Genomic DNA, 23,861 nt, shown 5'->3' on the forward strand with positions numbered 1-23,861 from the left:
AGAGAGTGATAAACTAAGCCATTACATATAAGAATTGAAAAACCAGGAGAATGAGTCAATATATCTCATCTTCTGGTTTTTTGGTTGTGTGGTTTAAGCGAAAAACAAAGTGTTTTTCAGTGGCCTCCTAAAATGGCGTTCTTTTTTACTGCGTTATTAATCAGGATATTAATGGAAATGGTTTATTTGTCCACAATTTTTGCCCCAAAGGGAATCAAAGCCAGCTGGGCAAACTTAAGATGCTGGAGTCCAAACGGAATGCCGACGATGGTGATGCAGAAAATAAGGCCGATAATTAAATGATGTACGGCCAGCTCCCATCCCAGAAAAACCAGCCAGAGAATATTTAAAAGTAATCCCCCCACCCCAAAGCCGCCGAGAATAACTTCTTTGCCGAATGGCCACAAAACGAGCAAGGATATTTTAAAACACTGCAGGCCAAAAGGAATGCCGACGATTGTGACACACAAAACCAAGCCCGCCACAAACCACAGAATTGCTCCGATAATGCCGCCGAATATCAACCAAATCAGATTGCCGATGAAGTTCATCTTTGTTTTCCTCCAATCCGCATTGAATGTCGAAGCCTATAGTCTTCGTTCTGCTTGCCATTCGCATAACCGAAAAAAGCATATTGGCTATTGCAGTTTTCAAAGGTCACATCCCGCAGCGTGGCTTCACTCAAGTTAATCCCTATCAGCTTACAGTCAATAAATTCGACCCGATGCAGGAGGGCTTCACTAAAATCAGCATTGGATAAATCACAATTCTGGAACCGGACATTCATCAGGTCGGCATACCGGAAGATTGCTTCAGTAAACATGACTTTTTGGAAGACGACTTGTTTAAACGTGATACGATCCGCTTCAACATGATCGAGCGTGCAGTCGCTTACTTCCACGTAGGAAAACATTGCTTCATCCGTGATATTCTCTCTTGCCAACGTGGCAGGTTCCAGTTCGTTATCAAATATTGGGCGGGTCGCATAGAATTGATCATTCCGCATTGGCACTCAGTGCTACCGGGATCTGAACCCATTTGCCCCTCTTTTTATCCCCTGCATAAACAACATAGGTATCGCCGATGATATCAGTCAAGGCCTGTTTCCGGGGATGAAACGCGCAAATCAAATAACCCAGATAGGTGCCGAGCAGCTGTGCCAGTGTTCTCCCGACGACTTCCCGCATGGTGACTGCAGACCAACTGAGCGGGCTGCCATCTTTGCTTACAACTTTTATTCCCATGATCATTTTCCCGAGTGTTTGTCCGAAATACATCGTCAGCAAAACGAAATATATACTTCCCCAGATGCCTGGAAAGAGTGCATTGATTAGAAAAAATGATTTGATGGTTGTCGTTTCAAGACCTGCCGGCCATATGACCCGGAAAAATATCTGACTGCTCATCGCAATGACTGCCAGATCAATGATAAAGGCCCAGAATCGGGTCCAAAAACCAACGATTCTTAAATCTACAACATTGACACTTTCCACTGTATTTGAACTTTCCACTGTCTGATCACCGCTGTTTGTCATATTATCAATATCCATGGCTGAATCACGCTCCTTTAGCGATACAGGTACATCACGGTAGGGGCCGCGCTGTCCTGCAAATTCTGTTTGATCCCCAAGAAATCAAGTTGGGGCGACACCATGGAGAAGAGCCGATTCAAATTAAACAGCGTTTCATTTTGATATTGGATAACGGTGGGATCACTTTCGTTAATCATTTTTGCTGCTTCGGCAATCGCTCCATCCAGATCGCCGATCTGATCAATGAGGCCCAGCGATTTGGCCTGCGTCGCTGTATAAACCCTTCCATCCGCAACTTTGATGACAGCCTGACGGTCCATTTTTCTTCCTTTAGCCACTGCATCGACAAAATAGCCATAATACTCATCAATGATTCCCTGCATGATCTGCTTTTCTTCCTCCGTCGCTTCACGCATCGGATTCATGATGTCTTTGTTTTTACCGCTTTTGAAAACAATTTCCTCAACACCCAATTTTTTTGCCAGCTCACTGTAATTATACGTGCTCATAATGACGCCGATGGATCCGGTCAGCGTATCCCGAGTCGCCAAAATTTCATCCGCAGGCATCGAAATAAAGTAACCACCTGAGGCTGCCAATGTACCCATGGAAACAACCAAAGGTTTGGGGTATCTTTCTTTTAAACTGATTAATTTCTGATAAATCTCATCACTTTCATACACACCGCCGCCGGGCGAATCAACTGCCAGGACAACCGCCTGAATCTCAGGATTGGTAAAGGCATCTTCGATTTCCTGTAAAAATATCTGGTGATTATAGGTATCGGTGGATGACAATGAATCAGTCCCCGACTGAATGGTTCCGTTGACGTTGATCAGAGCAATCGTTTTACCGGTTCCTTCCTGATAAGTCCCCGTGGTGAATGAGGGCTCCGAAGGCAACAGGGATTTTTCCAATTTTCCCATGTTTGTTCCTCCGGAAATAACATCTGTCTGTACGTATATCACCAGCAAAACAACGATAACCGCGATAGAAATCCAGCGTTTTTTATTCATACTCTCCTCCTACTGTTTTTCAACATTGATCATAAATTAAGATTGGATATGATTTTGTATCTCTAGATGTTATTCTATGCAAAACCTTTCGTATTTAAAAACGGAACTATTTCCTTTTCTGTTAATATAAACTTTTAGAATAATTCGCTAAATTTCTGCACTTTCCTTCAAAAAATCCATATTTTAGACGATAAACCTCCCGAGATAATTGCTCGGGAGGTTTACGGATCTTCCTCTATCACGTTTTTGACAAGTAAATTCAGCTATCTCTACTCTTCCTATTCGATGGGCATGACAATTTCCGTAACATACTTATTGGGGTTCCCCCTGAAAATCATCCCGGGACCTTTATGATAAATCTCCCTGGAAGGCAGCTTATACTCCAGGCTATGCTCGCTGGCATAATCTAGCACAGCTTTATAGGCGAAACTCAAATTTTCATAACTGCCGACATGCGTTGTGCAGATTGCTTTGATCTTCGGTAACTTTTTGCAGCATATATTCGGTCCGGCCACCGGTCCTTTGACCGGAACGCAAAGCTCGATATCCGCTTCTTCTTTGAAATCCTCATCGTAATAGCAGCAAAATGGTTCTCCGAAAGTCTTTCCTCTTGCTTCTTTATAAATGATCCCAATGTACTTCCCGACGTCACTGTACCTGCCTTTATACCGGATTGCGGCGACTGTCATTTCCTCAAATTCTTTCGTTTCAATGTTGTAGTTCATACTCCCTGCCTCCATTTCTTTGGGTTCAAGGTAGAGGTTCATCTTTTTAATCAGCTCTTTCTCTTTCCTAATCTGTTCCGCGAGCATATCTTGTTTTTCAGCTAAATAGTAGGATAGATCATCCGGACTTTCACAATGGGCTAGGATGTCCTTAATTTCTGAAATAGAAAAACTTAGATCACGCAATAAAACAATCAGCCTTGCCCGGCTAAAATCATGGTTATCATAATAGCGATAGGAATTTTCCGCACGGTAAGACGGTTTCAAAATATCTTGGTCATCATAATACCGCAAGGCCTTAACTGTTATATTGGTGATCTTGGAGAACTCACTGATTTTATACACGACCTCACCTCCCTGCAAGCAGTATAAACCCTCCACTACGGGGGAAAGTCAAGAGAAATTAAGAAATTGCTGGTTCTTTCCAGCTATTACTCCTTTTTCTCTTTCTTTTTCTTTCGGGATAAGGACGCCCCACCGAAGCCACTGATTACAGCAATATAAAAGCCAAAATCATACCACCAGCCTGTATTTATAGTCTCATAGATTCTGATATTGTCCTTAAATAACCCGACAATCAGTGAAATCGGCGCAATCCACCCATGCCAAACGCCCCATAAAAACCCTGCCGGTCTTTCAGATGTATACGTACCATCTCCCGGTATACATCCTGTCAATGTGAATGAAATTAAGATTGCCATAATCATGAAGATAATATATTTCTTTTTCATATATAGGCCTCCTTACGATTGTTCATATTCACCATTTTACATTTGTTGCTGCCTTTTTAAAAGGTAAATTTGACAGCCTGTTTGCAGCCAACTACAATTAATTTCAGACTTAATCCATTGAGAAATGATATCACACTAAACGATGGCAGGAGATAAATCATGGACTATTTAGGCAAAAATATACGGAAGCTCGGTTTTGGACTGATGAGGCTTCCGATGATCGAAAAAGAAATTGACCTTGAGCAGACCAAAGAAATGGTTGATCTGTTCATGACCAAGGGTTTCACTTACTTTGATACGGCGTACGGCTACATCAACGGGAAATCGGAAGAGGCCATAAAAACAGCCCTTGTTGACCGCTATCCCCGCGAAAGCTTTCAGCTTGCTACTAAGCTTCCGGCCTGGGCGGCTGCCACTGCCGCAGAGGCCAAAGAGATGCTCCATACCTCGCTTAGGCGCACAGGAGCCGGATATTTTGATTACTATCTGATGCATAATGTGAGTGAAAGCCGCAAGAAGGTCTTTGACGACTTCGGTATCTGGGATTATATGCTGGAGCTGAAAGAGAAGGGACTTGCCCGTCATATTGGTTTTTCCTACCATGACAAGGCTGATTTACTCGATCGCATCCTGACTGAACACCCGGAGACAGAATTTGTTCAACTCCAGATCAACTATGCCGATTGGGAGAGCGAATCCGTCCAGTCGCGCCAATGCTATGAAGTGGCACTTAAGCATAACAAACCGATCATTGTCATGGAGCCTGTCAAGGGCGGCGTACTGGCCAACCCAGCCGACAGTGTCCGGAAAATATTTGAAGAAGCCGATCCTAAGGCCTCTTTGGCATCTTGGGCCATTCGCTTTGCCGCTTCTTTGGACAAGGTCATCACTGTGCTAAGCGGGATGTCTACCACCCAGCAGATGAAAGACAATCTTTTCTATATGGAGGATTTCCGGCCTTTGAGTCCGGAAGAAACGGCCGTGATCGTACGGGCACGGGAGGCTCTCCGTGCGATTCCCTCTATTCCTTGTACCTCGTGTGCGTATTGCGTTAAAGGATGCCCGCAGCAAATTCACATACCGGTTTTTTTAGATGCCTTGAACCGGAATATGATCTTCGGTGATTTACAAGGTGCCAAAAGGACTTATCAAATTGCCTTGATGCTGGGCAGCACAAAGCCTTCCGCGTGTATTGCCTGCAGCAACTGTGAAGACGTCTGTCCTCAGCAAATCCATATTATTGACACGTTAAAGGATGCTGCAGCTCTCTCGGAATAGGATTAATTCGTTTGCAGTTCAACCATCTTCGCTTGAATTGCCTTCAATAAATCCTGCCAGGTCTTGTTATATTTTTTAAGGAACGGGATTGGATCAATATGATCTGTTTCCCGATAGGCATAAGAGATATCCATATGACTGAAGATATCTTCTTGGGGGTCCCAACCATATCGGATACAAGCATCTGCAACCAAAAGAACGGTCTGATCCCAGACTTTTTTAAATTGCTCGGGCTGATTCCCTTCCGGTTCACACATTTCTACGGAAAGGTACCTTTGGTTGGCTGTTTGAGCAGCATGCCAGGCCATCTCGTCTTCCTGAATCATTTGCACGGTTTCAGTCCAATCCGCAACATAATGGGTAGAGGAATAACGGTTGGGGTAATTAAAATATTGAACTATTTTCTGCGCGGTGGCCCCAGGATCCGCTGTGGAATGAATGACAAATCCTTTTGGGGATAAAGGCGTAGTCGGCCGGTTGTAAGAGAGCAGCTGTATCCCCACTTTAAGACTCGGGAAACGAACCGGAAGCGTCCTTGACTCCGTAAGACTTCCTGAGCTTGGTCTGAGAATCCCTGAGCCATCTGCATCCGCGATCACCTTAAAACTGTAGTTGCCAACGTCCTGAACGCTTTTGTCATTGAGTGTCAGGATTATTTTTTGACCGGTCGTAACGTTCAGTCCCGATATCTTGACCCTTCGTCCAGCATCGGAAATCTGTTCAGAGGTCAATGAATTCATGGTTCCGTTTATCGTGATTTTATCCTGTCCGGCTATTGCCAAGTACCTATCCGGAAGGAAGAACTCCACGGTTCCGTTGTTCATGTTCTCCCCAGGAAGATAGACCAGGTAAATATTCTTGGTGGCTCCCGCGATTGTACTCGCCGGAGATACTGAAAGTTTGCCATCGTTGGTATTGGCTAAATTAATGATCCGCTGCAGTACCGAAGATCTAACTGCATTCTCTCCTCCAAGTCCCGTCACAACCGTAAAAGGTGTGATCTTCCCTTTGAGATATTTTTGCGTAACCTCCGGCAGGGTGTCACGCACGAGAATAAGCGGGGATGATGACTTAGCCGCCAGTACAGCACCGGTTAAAGCATCGGCGAACTCTGTTCCTTTGGGCCCCTCACCCACCGCGACAAACAAGCGGGAAAGGTCCAATTGGCCGGAAAAGTGCTCTAAAACTGCTACATTGGTGGCATAACGGTCAGAACCAGCTAACCGGAAAGCTCCCGGCACTTGTTGGGCTACCCCCTCGCTGATTACGCCTGTACCTCCAACAATATAGGCTTGCTGAGTGGTCTGTCTTTGCACATATTCCTTAACGCTTTGCGGCAGCCTGTCTTTACCGGCGAGTAAGATCGGTATTTCCGCTTGAGCTGCCACCACCGCAATGGAGAGTGCATCCGGATAATTCTTCCCTGTCGCCAGAATCATCTTATTGCTGTTTAACGCTTCGGCAATCTTTACCGAGGTCTCATAACGGTCTTTACCGGCGAGACGAACAATCTCGATCACACCGGCTTCACGCAACGTTGTCTCAATCTCCGCAGAGATGCTCGAAGTCCCGCCTGTAATAAATACGCGCTTGACACCAAGCCGTTGAATCTCACTCCGTGCATCAGCATTCAGGGATTGAGACTCAGTCAGTAGGATCGGAGCATGATACTTCGCCGCCAGTGGTCCCGCGCAGAGAGCGTCTGCAAAGTCATCGCCGCGGGCCAAGACAGCATACTCCGACGATTCCCATCCTTTCTGAGAAATGGCTGCCGCTGTGGCATAACGGTCTGAACCATAGATTCGATCGATTTGAGTCGTATCTGCATTCGCTGCGCTTGTCATCCATCCGGTGAAAAAAAGAAAACAAAGCATAAGCAATCCACCGAACCGAAGATACCGTAATAATTTTATGTACAATCTGCTTTCCTCTTTTGTTTTATTTCTTGCCAAATCATGATGTTTCCATAAGAGAATTGTACTATATTCGTTCCTTTCACCACTAGTTGATATGTTTTCCTCTTTTAGAAATAGATGTAAAACCTCCAAACAAAAAATTGTAAGGAGGTTTTACAAATCCAGGATTTTATTTTTGAATAACCGGCATTACAATTTTGGTCAGAAGTTCACTCTCCGGAACATCGCTGGGGGCATTATAGTAATATTCGTAATACTCGCCTGCCGGTTTGCAGCCATTTTCTTCGATCCAGCGGAACATTTCGTTATAAGGCTGCTGCATCCCGCTATAGGGTCCTTTGTAAATGCAGCTGACAAATTTGCCGGCTGGAATCTCCCGAGGATGAATGTCCTCCTTATCCGGGAAAAGCTTAGCAACGGGGAACCCCATTTCTACATCCAAGTTCTCCATATCCAGGTTGTAGTAGGCGGTATATGGAGCATCGACCGGCTGGACACCCAGTTCATTCAGATACCCCATGATCTTCCCATAGCTTTCGCCAATCACTTTCGGCAGTTCGGCCACGGCCGTTTTCGTCCTGACCATCAGAGCAGGTTGAGCTTTACGCTCCGAAAGTTCAATTTGAAACATGACACTTTTCTCCCTTTCAAATATTTTTGTTCCATTAAGTTTTCACTATCTCTAAGTTTTCACTACCTCTATCTTACTGGAATGTATTGACAATAGGATGTCATATTTGAGGAGCTTCGTATTTTTCTAGAGCCTGTTTTAACCGTTCGGTCACGATACGCCGGATATGTACAGGCTCCAATACTTCAACATAGCTGCCAAAAGAAAGGATATAGCCATAGACCCACTCATCTTCCGGAAAGTCCACCTCGACGACCAAAGTGCCGTCCTCATTTTTCGTAATGAGTTCTTCGGCAAAATCATCGTAAATCCGGTTTAAGATCCTAGGCTGAAACTTTAGTTTAAGATGGACAGAATCCGGTAGGCCGCTTGCCTCTTCTTCCCATTCCGGACAAAGCCTCGGGGTAAATGTTTCTTCCAAGACCGTAACGTTTTTAACTCTGGTCAGACGAAAAATGCGGTGCTCTTCCCGCTTACGGCAGTAAGCAATTAAATACCAGGTATGGCCTTTGTACAGCAGCCTCTCCGGCTCAGCCGAACGGCTGCTTTTTAGGCCATTGGAATTTACGTAATCAAAGGAAATTACCCTGTGCTGCCAAATCGCTTCTTTAATATCGTTGAATTTATTCTTTTCATTGGGCGTGCTGCTCCAATATGAGAAATCGATCTCGATCCGATCTTTGCGGGAGGGCTCCTTAAACACTGCTCCAAGTTTTGTCAGGATATCCTCACTTTGCGGATATCTGGTAGCTTGCAGGGTCTGCAAAGCAAGCAGCAAACCGTCCCTCTCCTGCTCACTGATCATGACCTTGCTCAGAGAATACTCCTCCAGCAGCGATATTCCCCCGCCGTTGCCTCTGGTCATCACCACCGGAACTCCGGACGTGGATAGAATATCAACATCCCGGTAAATCGTCCGCACAGATACCTGGAACCGGTCGGAGAGTTCACCGGCAGTGATGGTCCCTTTATTCAATAAAAGAATAATCATTTCCAAAAGCCGGTTGATCTTCATCGTTTCACCGTCTTTCCATGTCAGATTTTTGTCGGCGCTATAACCCTCAATAAAAATAACCGGACGAAAAAAGAGCTGCCTGTCAGAGGTTTGATAGGCCGTCATCTACTACCTGATGTATACCTCCGGCTTTTTGCCTCTCTTAGAACATATGTTCTATTGGTATTTTATACCACAACAAGATTAAATGCAAGAATTTTGAGGTTAAAATTAAATGTTTTTTCATCCTGACAAATCTTAATAATCTAAATATATAGGAGGCCAAGTGGCTGATAGGAGATCTCGCCTATTGCTATTTATTCAATAATAGCTAATACTAAATACCAGAGTTTTTTTATACATAATGGCAATTATCTTTTGGAAATATCCTCGCTTACTCAAAATAATATGATCATGAAGGGGTTAACAGATGAAAAAAGCAAATTCCAAACATCGTCCTGAGAAACAAACTTCCCTTATCGTTGATAAAGAAAATGAATTGTTAAAATTCCTTATCGCTCAGTTGCCACAAAAAGGGAGAAACTCTATCAAGTCACTTCTCGCCCATCGCCAGATTTCTGTAGACGGCGAGGTAACAACTTTGTTTAACTATCCGTTGGTTGCAGGTCAAAAGGTTATCATTAATCGGAGCAAAGTCTATCAAGAAAGAAGAGAGCTCAAGCCCCTGGGGCTAAAGATTTTCTTTGAAGATGAATATCTTATCATCATAGAAAAACCTGCCGGAATGCTTTCGATCGCGACCGACAGAGAAAAGGAATTAACAGCTTATAACGTTTTAAGTACACATATCAAAAAAAGAGATAATCAGAGTCGGGTTTTTATTGTACATCGGCTGGATAAAGAAACCTCCGGGGTCATGATGTTTGCCAAAAGCGAAGAGATAAAGGAAAAGCTCCAAAACGCCTGGAAGGAAGTTGTTCTGGAAAGAAGTTATGCCGTGGTTGTTCATGGTCCCCTAACCGACGATCAAGGGATCATTACCTCTTGGTTAACAGAAAATAAAGCGCTTCGAATGTACTCCAGCAAGACTCCCAATGGTGGGCAAAAAGCCGTGACCCATTACAAGGTATTGGAAAAAAACAATTCCTATTCTTTATTAGAGGTAAAACTGGAGACCGGCCGCAAAAATCAAATACGTATTCATATGCAGGACATCGGGCACAGTGTTATCGGGGATATAAAATATGGAGGAGTAAAGAGCAGCATCAACCGGTTAGGACTTCATGCTCACATCCTGGCTTTCAAGCATCCGGTAACCAATGAAATCATGCATTTTGAAAGTCCGATTCCTAAAGGGTTCTTGAGTCTCTTTCATAAAAAAATAAAATAAGTGATCCTAAGGAATGATTTGCTTTACTCGACCTACAATGCCATTACTTAGCCGGACTTTAATTCCATGAGGATGATTCGATGAATTGGTTAGAATATCTTTAACGATTCCTTCGGTCAATTTTTCTGTTCGCTGATCTTGTTTTTGTACGATTAAAACATGTGTACCGGGCTTAATATTTGCACGGTTATTTCCATCCATTAATATAAACACCTACTTATTACTAATTTTTCCGGCAGCTAAATCTCAGAAAATATATCAGGTAACAGTATCTCCAAACCTGGAAAGACAGTCGATTGGATCGTATCACCCTGTTGGTAGCTTTGCGGGTAATTGATGTCTCTTTCTTCAGAAAAAGAATATTGAAGAATACTTTTGTTTTCCAGGTTTACAACCCAGTATTCTAAAACGCCACTTTTCATATAGAGATTTAATTTTGCTACCAGATCTTTGGCTTTGGTAGATGGCGACAAGACTTCGACCGCCAGTGTCGGTATACCTTCATACTTGTTCTTCTCATTCACCTTGTCTTCATCACAGATCACGACGACATCCGGCTGAACCACATTCGGATCTTCTTCGAACTTCGTCGCATAACCAAATAGCCGGACATCCAAGGGTGCGGTTAAGGAACGGCAAGGTTTTCCCTTAAAATAGTTATAAAAACAACCTGAAATTTCGTTAACGACTACCTGATGGGTGAATGATGGCGACGCTAACAGATAGATCTCACCGTCGATCAGTTCATACCTTTGATCAGAGGACTCCACCAGCTCCATGTATTCTTCATAGCTTACCTTTTTGGTAGGTTGATATTTTTTTGCCTCTTCATGGACAAGAAAATAGTCCGGTTCGTTATAGCGGATGAGTTTGGCAACACTCTTGCCGTTCTTTGTAATAATAATATCTTCCTTCTCTACCAGAGAAAGATATTTTCCAAAAGCATTTTGCATATCTGTGGTATTAATACGCATAGGATCACCTTCATCCTGAATTTACTAATTTAGGTATAATTATAAAAAATATTAGCTACTATGTCAACTTATTATTAGCTAATGTTCTTCTCTCACATTTTTATAAAGCGAGAATGATCTCGCTTTCTTCCGAGAAAGGAGTAGTTCAATGGAAATACATGAAATCACCGAAAACCAACACCGCTATTTTTTCAGCGGCAAGACTCGCCCTGTAGAATTCAGAATCTCGGCACTCCGAAAATTGCAACGTGCCTTGCGCGAAAATGAGGATGGTTTATGTACTGCAATGATGCAGGACTTCAATAAGCCACCCTTCGAAACCTATATGACGGAAATCGGTATTGTATTGGATGAAATCAGATTCCATATTCGTCATCTGCCCGGATGGTCAAGAGAACGCAAGGTCAGAACGCCCCTCTCCCAGTTCCACGCCAAAAGCTTCCTATCACCAGAGCCTTATGGCGTAGTGCTGATTATAGCACCGTGGAATTACCCGATACATCTTTGCCTTGAACCGTTAATCGGTGCAATATCCGGCGGGAACTGTGCGGTCCTCAAGCCTTCCGCTTATACTCCCAATACCAGCCGCATTTTAGCTAAAATAATTTCCGATATTTTTGACCCTGAGTATATCACAGTCATCGAGGGCGGCAGAAATGAAAATCAGGCGCTGCTGGATGAAAAATTCGACTACATCTTTTTCACCGGAAGCGTGGCCGTAGGGAAAACCGTCATGGAGGCCGCATCCAAAAACCTCACACCTGTGACGCTGGAGCTGGGAGGAAAAAGCCCTGTTATTGTGACCGAGACAGCCAATTTGCATCTGGCAGCAAAGCGTATCGCCTTCGGCAAAGTGCTTAATGCCGGGCAAACCTGTGTCGAACCAGATTATCTGATGATCCATGAGTCCGTCAGGGATTGCTTTCTAACCGAATACGCCAATGCCCTAAAAAATTTTTTCCCTTCGGCAGATATGTCCGACATGCCGGTGATTGTAAATGAAAAGCATTTTAAGCGCCTTGTCGGGCTGATGGACGGCGCAACCAAGGCCATAGGCGGCGGATATGTCGAGCCAAGGCGTTTTATTGAACCAACCGTATTGATCGACGTTGGACCCGAATCTCCCATCATGCAGGAAGAAATCTTCGGTCCCATTTTACCCGTGATGACCTATACAGATATCGAAACGGTTATTGAATATATCCGGAGCCATCCCAAGCCTCTGGCGCTCTATTTGTTCACCTCAAGCAAAGCGATGGAGGATAAAATCCTGGAAACCTGTTCCTTTGGCGGCGGCTGTATCAACGATACGATCATCCATCTAGCCACACCGCACATGGGCTTCGGCGGTGTGGGATATTCCGGCATGGGTCAATATCATGGCAAACTCAGCTTTGATACTTTCACGCATTATCGCAGCATTGTCAAAAAGTCCACTTGGCTTGATCTGTCCATGAGATATCACCCTTATACAGATGAAAAGTTCAAACTAATCAAGCGTTTTTTGAAGTAGAGGTATTATTCTTTCATGGCAATTGCTGCTACGGAGCAGAATAGCCCGAACGTACAATCCCCGTCCTGCTATGACAAAATGATCGACAAAATATCGCAAGAAAAGGGAATTTCTAAGGAAGAAGCTAAAGTTCGATTAGAGGCAAAGCTCAAGGAGATCGCCCAGAAAAAAGGTATTACGGTCGAAGAACTGAAAAAGCGGATGGCGGAGGGAAAATGCTGCAAAGGCCACGGAAAAATGGATGAAGCGAAACTTAAGGAAATAGCTGAAAAAAAAGGCATAACGGTTGAAGAGCTAAAGCAGAGGATAGAAGAACACCATAGCAACAAGGAAAAAGCTCTTCAGTAGCGGATAGACACCCTGCTGACAACATGATTATTCTTGCCCTTTCCTTTACCATTCACCTCAATACTGATCCCTTTGAGCACTCATTTTCTTTTTTCCCGGGTTATCGTTCAGCATTTTTTGCAGGGCGTCGCGCCCGTAACACATACCATTTTGGTAATGATCCTTTATTTCGTGGTACAATATATCGGGCGATTAGGATGTAACCGACAATAAGAAGCCTCACCGCTGACCATACCAGCGATAAACTGTGATTTGCAATCTGGGAGCAAGATATGATTTTCTTCGGACATTTAGGATTGACAGGATTAGCTGCAAAAGCAGTCGAAAAATCCTTAGGAAACATCAAAATTGATTACAGAGTAGTCTTTGTCGGGTCCATTTTGCCCGACTTGATTGATAAACCTATCGGCCGTTTTTTGTTTGCCGAAACCTTCCATACCGGTAGAGTATTTGCACACACGTTATTGTTTATCTTTCTCTTATTGGGGATTGGATACTATCGTTGGCATAGATATCAAAAAAGTGGTTGGTTGGTGTTGACCGGAAGCTGTCTTTTCCATGACATATTTGACGCCATGTGGATGATTCCGGAGACATTTTATTGGCCGCTTTACGGCATGAAATTTTATGCGTCAACAGAAGGGTCATGGCTTCAAGCAGATTTGACCAGCCTAATGACCGATCCGGCATCTTATGTGCCGGAGATTACGGGGTTTATCATCATCCTGTATTTCATCCGAAAATTGATTGTACACCATAGGGCTAAGGCTTTCCTCCAAAATGGCGTACTATAAAGAGCAGTGACTCGGCCGCCCGGCACATGGATACATAGAGACTTACGTTTTAAGCGTCCGCAGGTACGCCTTTGCTTCGTCGCCGATCCGGTAACTCTCAATCGCTTTCTGGATAGCTTTGTTGTGCGTCCACTTCTCCAAACGCTGTTCCTGTATGTACGGCAAGACCGCTTCGTACTGCTTGGCCAATGCCGTTGCGAAATACCAGGCGATCATCATGTTGACATAGTATTCGTCTGACCGGATAACCGCCACAAGCTCAAGCATCTCCGGCTGGAAATCGTCATCGAGATAGAAGCGCATCAGCATTCCGATCCCAAACCGCACCGTATAAGTCCGGCCGGATACCAGCCATACTTTGATTTTTTCGTAGAGTTCGGGCAGGTGCTTTTTGAATATCTTCGGTGAAATGAGGTCACAGGTTGCCCAGTTGTCTATGTACGGCAGAAACTCGTCAACGGCGGCAACAGCAGTATCATAATCCCTGATCGTTTCAATCAGGAAACCGTGCAGGTTATTTTCTTCATAATACGCATGCGGCAGGATTTTGAGGAACTCCGAAGCCTCCGGCGTTTTGGAAAACTCCCTGGCGAGCTTCCGCAGATCCGGCGTGCGGACGCCGATCACGTTTTCCGGGTTCACCGTCGGCATAAGTTTGCACGCAAACTCTTTGTATTTCAGATCCTGCAGCTCGAATAGCCGGCGCAGTATCTCTTCTTTGCTGCTCATATCGTTATCCCTTTCATCAACAGAATGTTATTCTGGGATTTATTAACCGAGTAAGTGCATCATTTGTTTCCATAGGATTCTCCTAATCAACAATATCCTTCACTAAAAAGAAATAGACCGCCCAAAAGCGGCTGTTACGAGGAATCAGGTATCAGCATGGTTCCTCTTTGCTTATAGTATATACCATACCTAAGTTAAATCACATACTAATTGTAAGATTTTTGAACGACAATTTTCCTCTTGACGTCCATTTAGTTCCGGAGTAGAATTAAATTACTTCGAAGGAGGAACTAAGTTTGGATGCTGAAAAACTCTTAATGGAAGATACCCTATTTCAGTTCATCGACCGGATCAGACCGCTGATCTCCAATGAGTTATGGGCGAATATTCTGCTGAACGTCACCAAAAATGAATTACTCGTCCTCCTGCTTTTATATCGCCAAGAGGATGTCACCATGTCGCAGGTCGCCCAGTATCTGCGTGTTCCACTAAACACGGCAACCGGCATTATCTCCCGCATGGAGAAGCAAACATTGCTCAGCCGCGAGCGGAATGAAGATGACAAGCGTGTCGTAACCATTCGTCTCAGTGCGTCCGGCAGGAATCAGATCCGACAGATTCTTACGACCTTCAGGCAATACGGACAAAAGGTTCTTTCCGAGCTGACCTCCGAGGAAACAGCCCTGATCTTCACGATCATCGAGAAAGTCATCTCTGTTATGCAAAAGGAGCAGTTCCAAGCGATGAACAGTCCCGCGCAGACGATACGAAAAATCATCATCGAGTGAGTCTTCAAGTGAACATCAACTGAATGATCAATGAGTGATTGATTACGATTAACGATTGTGACTCAGGCTGCCGGACGGGCAGTCTGCTTTAGAACGAATACTTCCATCATGGAACTATTCGTCTGTCGAATCTAAGAAAGGAGTTTTTGAGATGGGTACGATTTTGATCTTTACAGGCAAAGGCGGCGTCGGTAAAACAAGTGTCGCTGCAGCCCATGCCATGCTTTCCGTGGGTGATGGCCGGAAAACGCTTCTTGTCAGCACCGACATGGCCCATAATCTGGGCGACTTATTTGAATTGACACTCGGCAGTGAGATCACGGCCCTGGATAACGGCCTTCATTTGCTGGAGATCAATCCGCATGACGTTATGGAAAACGACTTCAAGGATATGAAACAAGCCTTCCTCCGCCTGGTTGCTTCCAGCGGCATGGCCAGTGAACAATTGGAACAGATTGCTGTTTTTCCGGGTATGGATGAACTGTTTTCCTTGCTTAAAATCTTATCGCTTCATCAAAGCGGCCATTATGACCGCATCATCGTCGACTGCGCGCCCACAGGCGAAACACTGGCGCTGCTTAAGTTTCCCGAACTGCTGTCCTGGTACATGGAGAAAATGTTCCCGATCGGCAAGGCAGCGCTAAGGATCCTTTCCCCGATATCCAAAACAGTCTTCAAAGTACAGCTGCCTGACCGGCAGGCCATGACGGATATCGAGAGACTCTACGTAACACTCCTTGAATTTCAGACCCTTCTGAAAGATCCCGCAACAACGGCCATCCGCCTAGTCACCATACCTGAAAAGATGGTTGTGGAAGAAACGAAGCGCAACTTCATGTATTTGAATCTTTACGGCTTCAATGTGGACTGTCTTTTCATCAACCGGATCTTACCGCAGGATCTGAATAATCCGTTTTTTGATGAATGGATCGCCATCCAGACGCGATACACCGAGGAACTTGAAAGTTTATTTACCGGCAGGACTATCCGCCGCATCCCCTGGTTTGACAGCGATTTAAACGGTGTCGGCGGCATCGGACGCCTGGCGGAAATCCTTGCTGAGAGCAGTCCTCTGTTTGAGCTGCAGCCGCCATCAGCGGGTGAGCATTATGAAAAGACAGAAACAGGCTATGCCTTAGTCCTGGATCTGCCATTTGTGGAAAAAGGCGACATCCGTTTCAACGAGTCCGCAACCGATCTGATTTTGAAAATCGGGAACTTCAAACGCAGCATTCCAAAACCCGCAACCCTTCGCCACTACCTGGTCAACTCCGCCAAGTTAACCGATGGCAAGCTCACTGTACGGTTCGAACCAAAATAAAGGAGGTCATATCATGAATACCGCCATTAATCCGGAATTCATCCAAAAAATGCTCGAAGCGAAACGGCTGCAAAAGGAAGCCTTGGAAACCTTGATGCCTGAGAACGTCAGACACCATCTGTCCGTCATTGAAAAAGAAGTTAAAGATTTGCTGCTGGAATACCTGATGGACGGCTCCGAAACCTCAAAAAACACAGACCAACCTGAAACTCACAGCAACGTTCACTCGGTAACCATCAATTAGGAGGAAAACAGCATGCGTATCATTTTATATACCGGAAAAGGCGGTGTCGGCAAGACCTGTGTCGCCGCTGCAACCGCCATTAGGCTGGCCAATGAAGGCCACCGCGTACTCCTAATGAGCACCGATCAAGCCCACAGCTTGTCTGATTCACTCGCCATGAAGCTTGGCAGTGAACCAACCGCAGTCATCCCCAACCTGGATGCCCTGGAAATCGACGTCGTCAAGGAAAGCGAAAAAGCTTGGGGAAGCTTAAAATCCTATATCAAGCAAATGATCCTGTCACGGGCCGAGGGCGGGATTGAAGCGGAAGAACTCCTCATTTTTCCCGGCCTTGAAGAGCTGTTCTCCTTATTTACGGTGTTGGATTATTACGAAAAGAAAAAGTATGACGTGATCATCGTCGATTGTGCCCCAACGGGTGAAACGCTGAACCTGCTGAAATACCCGGAAATGCTCGGGGAAATCGTCAGCAAAATTCTTCCCATGAAGCGTCAGGCCGTCAAGATTGCCGGACCGGTCGTCGAAAAAGTCCTTAAGGTGCCGATGCCCAAAGATAATGTCTTTGAAGACCTGACGAAGCTGATGGCTAAGCTCGAACGTCTTCAGGCCCTGATGCTCAACAAAGAAGTCCTCACCGTGCGCCTCGTGACGACGCCTGAAAAAATCGTCATCAAGGAAACAAAACGCAGCTTCACTTGGCTGAGCCTGTTTGATTACCAGGTAGACGGCATCATCGTCAATAAAGTATTTCCGCAGGAAGCGCTATCCGGCTATTTCAACCGCTGGGTCGAACTTCAAAATGAAGGCTTGAACGAAATCAGGGAAAGCTTTGCTGATCTTCCCGTCTTTTACCTGAATCTGCTGAAACACGAACTCAAATCGGTTCCCGTACTGGCCCAGATCGGGGATCTCTACGGTAAAATGAATCCGGAGGCCGTTTTATGCCGGACACGGCTAATGGAGACCTTCCGGGATAACGATCAGGATGTCCTGATTTTCCACCTGCCCTTTGCCGACAAATCGGAAATGGCGCTTTCTCAGGCCGGCGGCGAGATTCAAATCACCATAAAAAATGAAAAGCGGTGCATGATGCTGCCACCGCATTTATTAAATAAACAGATTACTTCCGCCAAGCTTGATGAGGGGAAATTGCAGATCCGGTTTAATCATCATCATGCTTGATCACTTCCCACCACTGGATATGTCAACAAGCATATCGATGTATTAAAACACCCGAGGGAATTCTCCCTCGGGTTTCTTTAAAAAATCTAGCAGCAGCAACCACGCCTCCGTCTTACAGGTGGATGACATGGCGGATGATGATAAGCAGGCGGCCTATGGCTTGGCGGCCAATGACGCGTTCCTGCTAATATGGGCGATACTATCCCCACCGTATTATTAATCGGCGCGACTACAGGTTTTCGTATAATATATTTGGCCAGAAAAGGGAGAAACGCTAGACCGGAAAGATACATATAATCATCTCCTACATTCTGTTTTCGTCTCCCAATACTATCTTATGTAGACATCCTATTGGTTGTCCCAAAATAGAAGGTTATCGAAAAAAACTACATTCTCTCCTGCATCGCTTTGATTAAAAAATCATTCACTTGTTTTTTATACGCTCTAAATATATGGAATATTTTGTAAATATATGTTATGATAGCCCTGCAACAGATGGCGTGCAGGGCGGTCGGCATTCCCTCCGGAAAGGAGGTGATGCCCATGGAAGTATTTCAAGCTTTGATGTTGATGGTTTCATTTGCGACTTTGGTCGTTTTGATACTATCATTTCATAAAAGGAAATAGACCGCCAACCTGCAAATGATAACGGTCTATTCCGTTTACTAATGCCGACCGCCCTCAAAGCGGCTGTTGTGAGGAATCATGTATAGAGCATGGTTCCTCTTTTCTTATAGTATATAACAAATCCGATATAAAATACATATTAATTGTAAAATTTTTGAAGTCTAGAACGTTGCTCAAAGATCATCGCTATCAAGACCGCCCATATTCTCAATTTCCGGATTCATTTGCTCCCCCTGGCTTTTCTCCCGGTAGATTTCCAGCACGGTTTTATTGGCCACCGCTCCCAGGTAAGCGATCAAAACAATGGCGATGATGATTCCTGTCCTTCCCAGACCCGCAAGGACATGAATGAAAATTCCCAGAAAAGAGAAGATCAGGCCGAAGTAGATGGCCATGATCAGGGTCAGCTTCAAATTTTGCAGAAGAAAACCAATTCCTCGTTGAAAATTTTCTTTGATCGACCCTTCATCGACGACAATCGCATACTGGACGTAAACAAACACGACGTTAATCAACCCCAGAAAAACCAGTTCGGGGTTAATCAGCATCAGGATCAGCGGCCAAAGGCCCAGGACTTGTAAGACTAAAAACCGCAACCAGAACTGATTGCCAAGCACAAAGAAGTCCTTCCAGCCCATGGGCCTGCGTCCGGACTCGGCCAATACACCCAAATAGCCGCTGTGAAGGAAACTAAGGATCAGCGTCGCACTGAGAAGCAGCAAGATATTAAACAGGGTCAACTGGTTTACGATTCCGGACACGCTGCCATTGTTAGCCTGAAAGAGAGGCGACGGAAAGTCCTCAAGGATAGACCGCACACTCGGCGGCGCCGATACAAGCCCGATCTTCAGGTTTAGCAGCTTATGAGCAGGCAGGTATTCTGTCCGGAAAATTTTCTCATAGAGCAGATAGTTCGCCAGATCCAGGATGATGGGGATCAATACTATCCCAATGACGCGGTGGACCGGTTTGAATTGATCGTAGAACTTATCGCGCATCGACATGGCTTTTCCTCTGACTCTTCCATTTATTTGTATTATAATAAAATTATACCACAGATACGGAGGCTATTATGAAAAAGTGATTGTCAGAAAGGATACCGGCAGTGCTGAGCAGACGCCTCCCATCCTTTAAAAGGAAATAAACCGCCCCTGTCAAGGTGATATGCTCCCTTCATAGAAACAGTTTTATTATTTTAACTGTCTACTACGAAGGGAGCATATCAGTCAAGGGAGTAGCGGTTTATTTCCTTACTCTCAATGCCGACCGCCCTTAAAGCGGCTATTAAAATTGCTATACAAGGAATCTTCCGATTCGGTTGTTGACTAAATCATCGACCGCTTCGCTCGCTTCAAATAAATTAGCTGCATAGGCATCCGCTTTTATACTAGCTGCATATTTAACCGTTACCGGTGCACCACCGACGATGACTTTAACCTGTGAACGCAGCCCCTGTTCGGTTAATGCGTTAATGATATAGCCTAATTCCGGCAGCGTTGTAGTCAAAAGCGAAGACAACGCCAGAACGTCCGGTTTATACCTTCGGACAGCCTCGATAAATGATTTCACCGTGACATCAATGCCCAAGTCAATAACCGTGTACCCGCTGCCCTGAAGCACCATAACGATTAAGGACTTTCCGATATCATGTAAATCTCCTGCAACTGTGCCAATTGCCACAATCCCCTTTTTCGAACCACTGTGTCGTGATATTATCGGTTCCATTACATACATCGACGCATGTGCCGCTCTGGAGGACATCAGCACATCTGTCACATAAATTTCCCCATTAAACATTCTTAATCCAAGATCTTTAAACGCCGGGTTGATGGCAGTGTCAATAATCTTATCTGTTCGAAGCCCGTTATTGAGAGCTTCTTTTGTCTTATCCATCGCCATCTGGGTCTGGCCTTTTTCAATGGCTTCCTGAAGTTCAACAAGTACTTTTTCCATTTTTCATCCCTATCTTTTATGGTATTTTCGGAATTGAGTTGGCGTAATCCCTTCAGATGTTTTGAACACCTTGGTAAAATAACCAGAGTCCGAAAAACCGACATTTTCAGCAATAGTCTGAATTTGATAGTGGGGATTCAAAAGAAGTTTTTTCGCTTTTTGGATGCGTACCTTTAACACATAATCATTAATTGACATGCCCATATGGTCTTTAAACATTCTACTGGCGTAACCAGGGCTCAGGCAAACCGAATCTGAGATAGCTTTCAATGAAAGATTTTTCATATATTCATTTTCAATATATTCGATCATCATTTTTATATTTGCGTTTAAGGGTTTATTTTGTGTTTCCTTGATGCGTTCTAAGTACGCGTCCACAGCTATTGAAGCAAGAACACAGAGGTTTTCAACAGAATTTGTTTCATAAATCTTACCGATATAGTTGTTATTGATATCCAGAAACTGTGACATTTCCAAGCCCATCTGGTTTGTAACCCGTAACAGAATTACCAACAATTCGGTCATTTTGGCACGTACCACAGATAAATTGTTGTGTGATTCATACCTCAGCCCAAATATGACAGTCTGAAGATAGGCTTTTGCTGATTTTTCGTTTTTGTACAACTCTATCATTATTTCGTTTTCGTCAACCAGCGAACCGCCTGAACTGCTGCCGAGCTGTTTTTCCAGGATTTTTCTGTTTTCAATTTCAGCATAATACATTGACTGCTGGCTGGCGAATTCCTTAATCTGTTCATAATTCTCCCACCCAGCTTTCGTGATATAATTGGCAACCACATAGAGCAGATAAGCTGCCGCCTGAACCTGATGACCAGATATAATTGGAAGTTCGCGCACCGCTTCAAATAGATCCTGAAAGTCTGTGGTAAGCGACTTGTTCATTTCTCTGAGTTCAATCCAAAAGAACTCTTCCGGCTTCCACATCAGCACTTGACCACAGATAATCGTTCCCACATGCTCTCCGTTCAGTATGATCGGTGCCGCCCATTCAATCAGACCTGACGGACAGCGGAAAATGTATGGTTCACCAAACATGGCTGCCTGTTTCCCTGCCCTTTTATAGGCACTCTGGCACCTATTGTTTCCATCTTTCAGTCCATATATAATACGGCAGAATCTACAGCATTTTTTAATACCGCTTCTTGGGAAAATAGATATGCCCTCAACATCAACAATATCGGCCATCAAACTGGTGGTCGTTGTAAATGAGTCCAATATTTCTTTCAAGGTTCCGATATCCACAAAGTCAATGATTCTGTTTTGACTTGTTTGATCTTTCATTCTGACCGCCTATAAAAACAAATATCTTACCTTCAGGTATTATTATATCATCAATTTTCAGAATTAAATATGAAGGATAAACAATTATAGAACTCCTAGTGGACAATGTCTTATATATTCTAAAAACCTCCTGCATAATGTTTTTTCCATCATCCAGGAGGTTACCGTTTTTACCATGTTTTGTTTTGTTCAAATATATATCAGTCAACGCCTATAGTTTATTTACCTTATGCCATGCTTCAATCATTGGCCCCAGGCGATCATCACCTACCATTACAGAATTGCCTTTTTCATTCATAAGTACCGGTACTAGAATGTAATTACCTTTCGGCCCATATTGCTTAGCACATCTTAAAGCTTCGGCAATGACGTCCTCAGTAGAAGCACCAAGATAGCTCACCGGTCCGGATGAATCCCAACCCCCTTCTACAATAAGGCGGCCTTTATATTTATCCATAATTCCTTCGAGATCATTGCTGATCTGTGCAGCATTCCATATTTTTACACCCATTTCCACATAATCTTCAATAATTTCTTCACATCGTCCGCAGGTATGTTGTGCAAAGATGACACCTCGGGATGTCACCGCTTCGATGATTCGCTTATGTGAAGGTTTGATTAATGATCGATACACAGCTGGCGACATAAACAGCCCATTGGCTGTGGCCAGATCATCAAAATAGGTGATGATACCCGGCTGATATACTTCAATAAAGCGGTTGTGACATGCAATCTTGTAATCAGCCATGGCTTCAAAAAATTCCTGACATGACTCCGGATCTTCAATTAACGAACAGAGGGCATTTTCAAATCCCATGAAAGCTGCCAGTCTTTCAAACAAACCAGTAGTACTAAAAACATTGACAATCTGCTCGTCACGATTGCAGCCAGCCAATTCAAATTGAGCGACCCCTTCAATGCCTAATGTGTCTATATTGGGGAAATGAACATATTTTTTCCAATCAGCAATATCATCAAACAAAAATTTATTCGGTTCTGGAATCACACCTTCTTTGGTTGCTATCCAATTGACGCCAAAGGGATCAAGTCCTCCGTTCCAAGGTTGATCAATTTGATTTGCTCCTAATAAACACACTTTATATAACTCCATGTACAATGGAATAAACTCAGGCTTTCCTCCATCCAACATTACTTGAAAATTTTCTCTCTGATTCATTTGAACCCATCCTTTCATTAATAAGTTTAGAGTTTATAAAATCCTTATAATCTCTAAATCTTTGTGGATACAAGGTTATCCTGATCATTTATCTTAGGAAACTAACTCCTTCGCCTTTACAGCAGCACCGCCTGCATCAGGAGCATAAGCATCGGAACCGATTGAAGCCGCGAATTCTGGTGTAACAGGTGCTCCACCGACAATGATCTTGAAACCAGTCATTCCGCTAGCTTTGATTGCTTCAACAGTAGCTTTCAATGCGGGCATGGTGGTTGTTAGAAGTCCTGACAAGGCCACTAAGGTAACGTTTTTAGTTTCTTTGATAGCCTCAATAAATTTAGCGATCGGTACGTCTACACCAAGGTCGACTACTTCAAATCCAGCGCTTTCAATCATCATAGCTACCAGATTTTTGCCGATGTCATGAAGATCCCCTTCAACCGTACCAATAATGCAGGTACCTAAGGAAGTGGAGCTTCCTCCAGCTAGAAGCGGTTTTAGCACCTCGACACCCTTCGCCATCCCTTTAGCAGCCATCAACATTTCAGGAATAAATACTTCTCCTGAAGAAAATTTGTCTCCCACAACTCCCATGGATTCTATCATCGCCTTGAGTATACTTTGAGCATCATTTCCCGCGTCTAACGCTTCTTGTACTAACCCTGGAACAAGTTTCGCTTTTCCTGCCTCAACCTTTGCTTTTAATTCTTCCATCTTAGGCATTTCTACGTCCTC

The 23,861-nt window shown here is 44.2% G+C and carries 26 protein-coding genes; 9 read left to right on the top strand and 17 right to left on the bottom strand.

The annotated features are described in order from the left end of the window. Positions 1 to 182: 182 nt before the first annotated feature. From A7D23_RS07110 to A7D23_RS07135, 6 genes are all read right to left on the bottom strand, one after another. Complete coding sequence (locus A7D23_RS07110) at positions 183 to 551, bottom strand: YccF domain-containing protein (protein ID WP_019226941.1); 369 nt, start codon at positions 549 to 551, stop codon at positions 183 to 185. Then, positions 548 to 1,006, bottom strand: a complete 459-nt coding sequence (locus tag A7D23_RS07115; protein WP_019226942.1) for a pentapeptide repeat-containing protein — start codon at positions 1,004 to 1,006, stop codon at positions 548 to 550. Before A7D23_RS07115 ends, A7D23_RS07110 begins: the two co-directional genes overlap by 4 nt. After that, positions 996 to 1,550 carry an RDD family protein gene (locus A7D23_RS07120; protein WP_015044427.1) on the bottom strand — a complete coding sequence of 185 codons (555 nt, stop codon included), beginning with the start codon at positions 1,548 to 1,550 and terminating at the stop codon, positions 996 to 998. The genes A7D23_RS07115 and A7D23_RS07120 overlap by 11 nt, the downstream gene beginning before the upstream one ends. Positions 1,551 to 1,567: 17 nt before the next feature. Beyond that, the gene (gene sppA, locus A7D23_RS07125) at positions 1,568 to 2,548 is read right to left on the bottom strand and encodes a signal peptide peptidase SppA (RefSeq protein ID WP_015044428.1); all 981 of its coding nucleotides are present in this window, start codon (positions 2,546 to 2,548) and stop codon (positions 1,568 to 1,570) included. Between the two features lie 278 nt (positions 2,549 to 2,826). Next, on the bottom strand, positions 2,827 to 3,618 hold the full coding sequence (locus A7D23_RS07130) for a MerR family transcriptional regulator (RefSeq protein ID WP_015045374.1): 792 nt from the start codon (positions 3,616 to 3,618) through the stop codon (positions 2,827 to 2,829). Between the two features lie 86 nt (positions 3,619 to 3,704). Continuing rightward, positions 3,705 to 4,004 carry a hypothetical protein gene (locus tag A7D23_RS07135; protein ID WP_015044430.1) on the bottom strand — a complete coding sequence of 100 codons (300 nt, stop codon included), beginning with the start codon at positions 4,002 to 4,004 and terminating at the stop codon, positions 3,705 to 3,707. Between the two features lie 159 nt (positions 4,005 to 4,163). On the opposite strand from A7D23_RS07135, the gene A7D23_RS07140 reads away from it, so the two are divergent. Further along, a complete protein-coding gene (locus A7D23_RS07140; RefSeq protein WP_015044431.1) occupies positions 4,164 to 5,282 on the top strand; it encodes an aldo/keto reductase in 1,119 nt (372 codons plus the stop codon). Positions 5,283 to 5,284: 2 nt separating this feature from the next. Here the strand turns inward: A7D23_RS07140 and A7D23_RS07145 are convergent, their stop codons facing one another. From A7D23_RS07145 to A7D23_RS07155, 3 genes are all read right to left on the bottom strand, one after another. Then, on the bottom strand, positions 5,285 to 7,156 hold the full coding sequence (locus A7D23_RS07145) for a cell wall-binding repeat-containing protein (protein ID WP_015044432.1): 1,872 nt from the start codon (positions 7,154 to 7,156) through the stop codon (positions 5,285 to 5,287). A 211-nt stretch (positions 7,157 to 7,367) separates the two neighbouring features. After that, positions 7,368 to 7,829, bottom strand: coding sequence for a GyrI-like domain-containing protein (locus tag A7D23_RS07150; RefSeq protein ID WP_015044433.1), 462 nt, complete (start codon positions 7,827 to 7,829; stop codon positions 7,368 to 7,370). A 100-nt stretch (positions 7,830 to 7,929) separates the two neighbouring features. Then, on the bottom strand, positions 7,930 to 8,949 hold the full coding sequence (locus A7D23_RS07155) for a YafY family protein (RefSeq protein WP_015044435.1): 1,020 nt from the start codon (positions 8,947 to 8,949) through the stop codon (positions 7,930 to 7,932). A 304-nt stretch (positions 8,950 to 9,253) separates the two neighbouring features. On the opposite strand from A7D23_RS07155, the gene A7D23_RS07160 reads away from it, so the two are divergent. Then, positions 9,254 to 10,174, top strand: a complete 921-nt coding sequence (locus A7D23_RS07160) for an RluA family pseudouridine synthase (protein WP_015044436.1) — start codon at positions 9,254 to 9,256, stop codon at positions 10,172 to 10,174. A gap of 6 nt (positions 10,175 to 10,180) precedes the next feature. Here the strand turns inward: A7D23_RS07160 and A7D23_RS07165 are convergent, their stop codons facing one another. Continuing rightward, positions 10,181 to 10,375 (bottom strand): YwbE family protein, encoded by a 195-nt coding sequence (locus A7D23_RS07165; protein WP_015045375.1) that lies wholly within the window; start codon positions 10,373 to 10,375, stop codon positions 10,181 to 10,183. 38 nt (positions 10,376 to 10,413) lie between these two features. Next, positions 10,414 to 11,148, bottom strand: coding sequence for a type II toxin-antitoxin system prevent-host-death family antitoxin (locus A7D23_RS07170; RefSeq protein WP_015044437.1), 735 nt, complete (start codon positions 11,146 to 11,148; stop codon positions 10,414 to 10,416). 148 nt (positions 11,149 to 11,296) lie between these two features. Between A7D23_RS07170 and A7D23_RS07175 the strand changes: the two genes are divergently transcribed. From A7D23_RS07175 to A7D23_RS07185, 3 genes are all read left to right on the top strand, one after another. Next, positions 11,297 to 12,661, top strand: coding sequence for an aldehyde dehydrogenase (locus tag A7D23_RS07175; RefSeq protein WP_015044438.1), 1,365 nt, complete (start codon positions 11,297 to 11,299; stop codon positions 12,659 to 12,661). A 15-nt stretch (positions 12,662 to 12,676) separates the two neighbouring features. Next, positions 12,677 to 13,009, top strand: coding sequence for a hypothetical protein (locus tag A7D23_RS07180; protein WP_015044439.1), 333 nt, complete (start codon positions 12,677 to 12,679; stop codon positions 13,007 to 13,009). Positions 13,010 to 13,281: 272 nt separating this feature from the next. Beyond that, positions 13,282 to 13,803 (top strand): metal-dependent hydrolase, encoded by a 522-nt coding sequence (locus A7D23_RS07185; RefSeq protein WP_019226200.1) that lies wholly within the window; start codon positions 13,282 to 13,284, stop codon positions 13,801 to 13,803. Between the two features lie 42 nt (positions 13,804 to 13,845). On the opposite strand, the gene A7D23_RS07190 is transcribed toward A7D23_RS07185, so the two are convergent. Continuing rightward, positions 13,846 to 14,532: a DNA alkylation repair protein gene (locus A7D23_RS07190; protein WP_026071878.1), complete on the bottom strand. Its 687-nt coding sequence runs from the start codon at positions 14,530 to 14,532 to the stop codon at positions 13,846 to 13,848. Between the two features lie 317 nt (positions 14,533 to 14,849). Between A7D23_RS07190 and A7D23_RS07195 the strand changes: the two genes are divergently transcribed. The 4 genes from A7D23_RS07195 (at position 14,850) to A7D23_RS07210 (ending at position 18,067) form a co-directional block, all read left to right on the top strand. Then, positions 14,850 to 15,320, top strand: a complete 471-nt coding sequence (locus A7D23_RS07195; RefSeq protein WP_141690648.1) for a MarR family transcriptional regulator — start codon at positions 14,850 to 14,852, stop codon at positions 15,318 to 15,320. Between the two features lie 151 nt (positions 15,321 to 15,471). Beyond that, on the top strand, positions 15,472 to 16,641 hold the full coding sequence (locus A7D23_RS07200; protein WP_019226202.1) for an ArsA family ATPase: 1,170 nt from the start codon (positions 15,472 to 15,474) through the stop codon (positions 16,639 to 16,641). A 13-nt stretch (positions 16,642 to 16,654) separates the two neighbouring features. Continuing rightward, the gene (locus tag A7D23_RS07205; protein ID WP_019226203.1) at positions 16,655 to 16,885 is read left to right on the top strand and encodes a hypothetical protein; all 231 of its coding nucleotides are present in this window, start codon (positions 16,655 to 16,657) and stop codon (positions 16,883 to 16,885) included. A gap of 12 nt (positions 16,886 to 16,897) precedes the next feature. Beyond that, on the top strand, positions 16,898 to 18,067 hold the full coding sequence (locus A7D23_RS07210) for an ArsA family ATPase (protein ID WP_019226204.1): 1,170 nt from the start codon (positions 16,898 to 16,900) through the stop codon (positions 18,065 to 18,067). An 800-nt stretch (positions 18,068 to 18,867) separates the two neighbouring features. On the opposite strand, the gene A7D23_RS07215 is transcribed toward A7D23_RS07210, so the two are convergent. The 5 genes from A7D23_RS07215 to A7D23_RS07235 all read right to left on the bottom strand — a co-directional run bounded on the left by A7D23_RS07215 (position 18,868) and on the right by A7D23_RS07235 (position 23,849). Beyond that, the gene (locus A7D23_RS07215) at positions 18,868 to 19,698 is read right to left on the bottom strand and encodes a hypothetical protein (RefSeq protein WP_019226207.1); all 831 of its coding nucleotides are present in this window, start codon (positions 19,696 to 19,698) and stop codon (positions 18,868 to 18,870) included. A 289-nt stretch (positions 19,699 to 19,987) separates the two neighbouring features. Continuing rightward, positions 19,988 to 20,647, bottom strand: a complete 660-nt coding sequence (locus A7D23_RS07220; protein WP_019226208.1) for a cobalamin-dependent protein — start codon at positions 20,645 to 20,647, stop codon at positions 19,988 to 19,990. A 9-nt stretch (positions 20,648 to 20,656) separates the two neighbouring features. Further along, positions 20,657 to 21,949, bottom strand: coding sequence for a PocR ligand-binding domain-containing protein (locus A7D23_RS07225; protein ID WP_019226209.1), 1,293 nt, complete (start codon positions 21,947 to 21,949; stop codon positions 20,657 to 20,659). Positions 21,950 to 22,160: 211 nt separating this feature from the next. Further along, positions 22,161 to 23,126 (bottom strand): uroporphyrinogen decarboxylase family protein, encoded by a 966-nt coding sequence (locus A7D23_RS07230; protein WP_019226210.1) that lies wholly within the window; start codon positions 23,124 to 23,126, stop codon positions 22,161 to 22,163. Between the two features lie 93 nt (positions 23,127 to 23,219). Further along, on the bottom strand, positions 23,220 to 23,849 hold the full coding sequence (locus A7D23_RS07235) for a corrinoid protein (protein WP_019226211.1): 630 nt from the start codon (positions 23,847 to 23,849) through the stop codon (positions 23,220 to 23,222). Between the last annotated feature and the right edge of the window lie 12 nt (positions 23,850 to 23,861).

The sequence above is a fragment of the Dehalobacter sp. TeCB1 genome (assembly GCF_001707455.1).
In the GTDB taxonomy this organism is placed as follows: Bacteria; Bacillota; Desulfitobacteriia; order Desulfitobacteriales; family Syntrophobotulaceae; genus Dehalobacter; species Dehalobacter restrictus.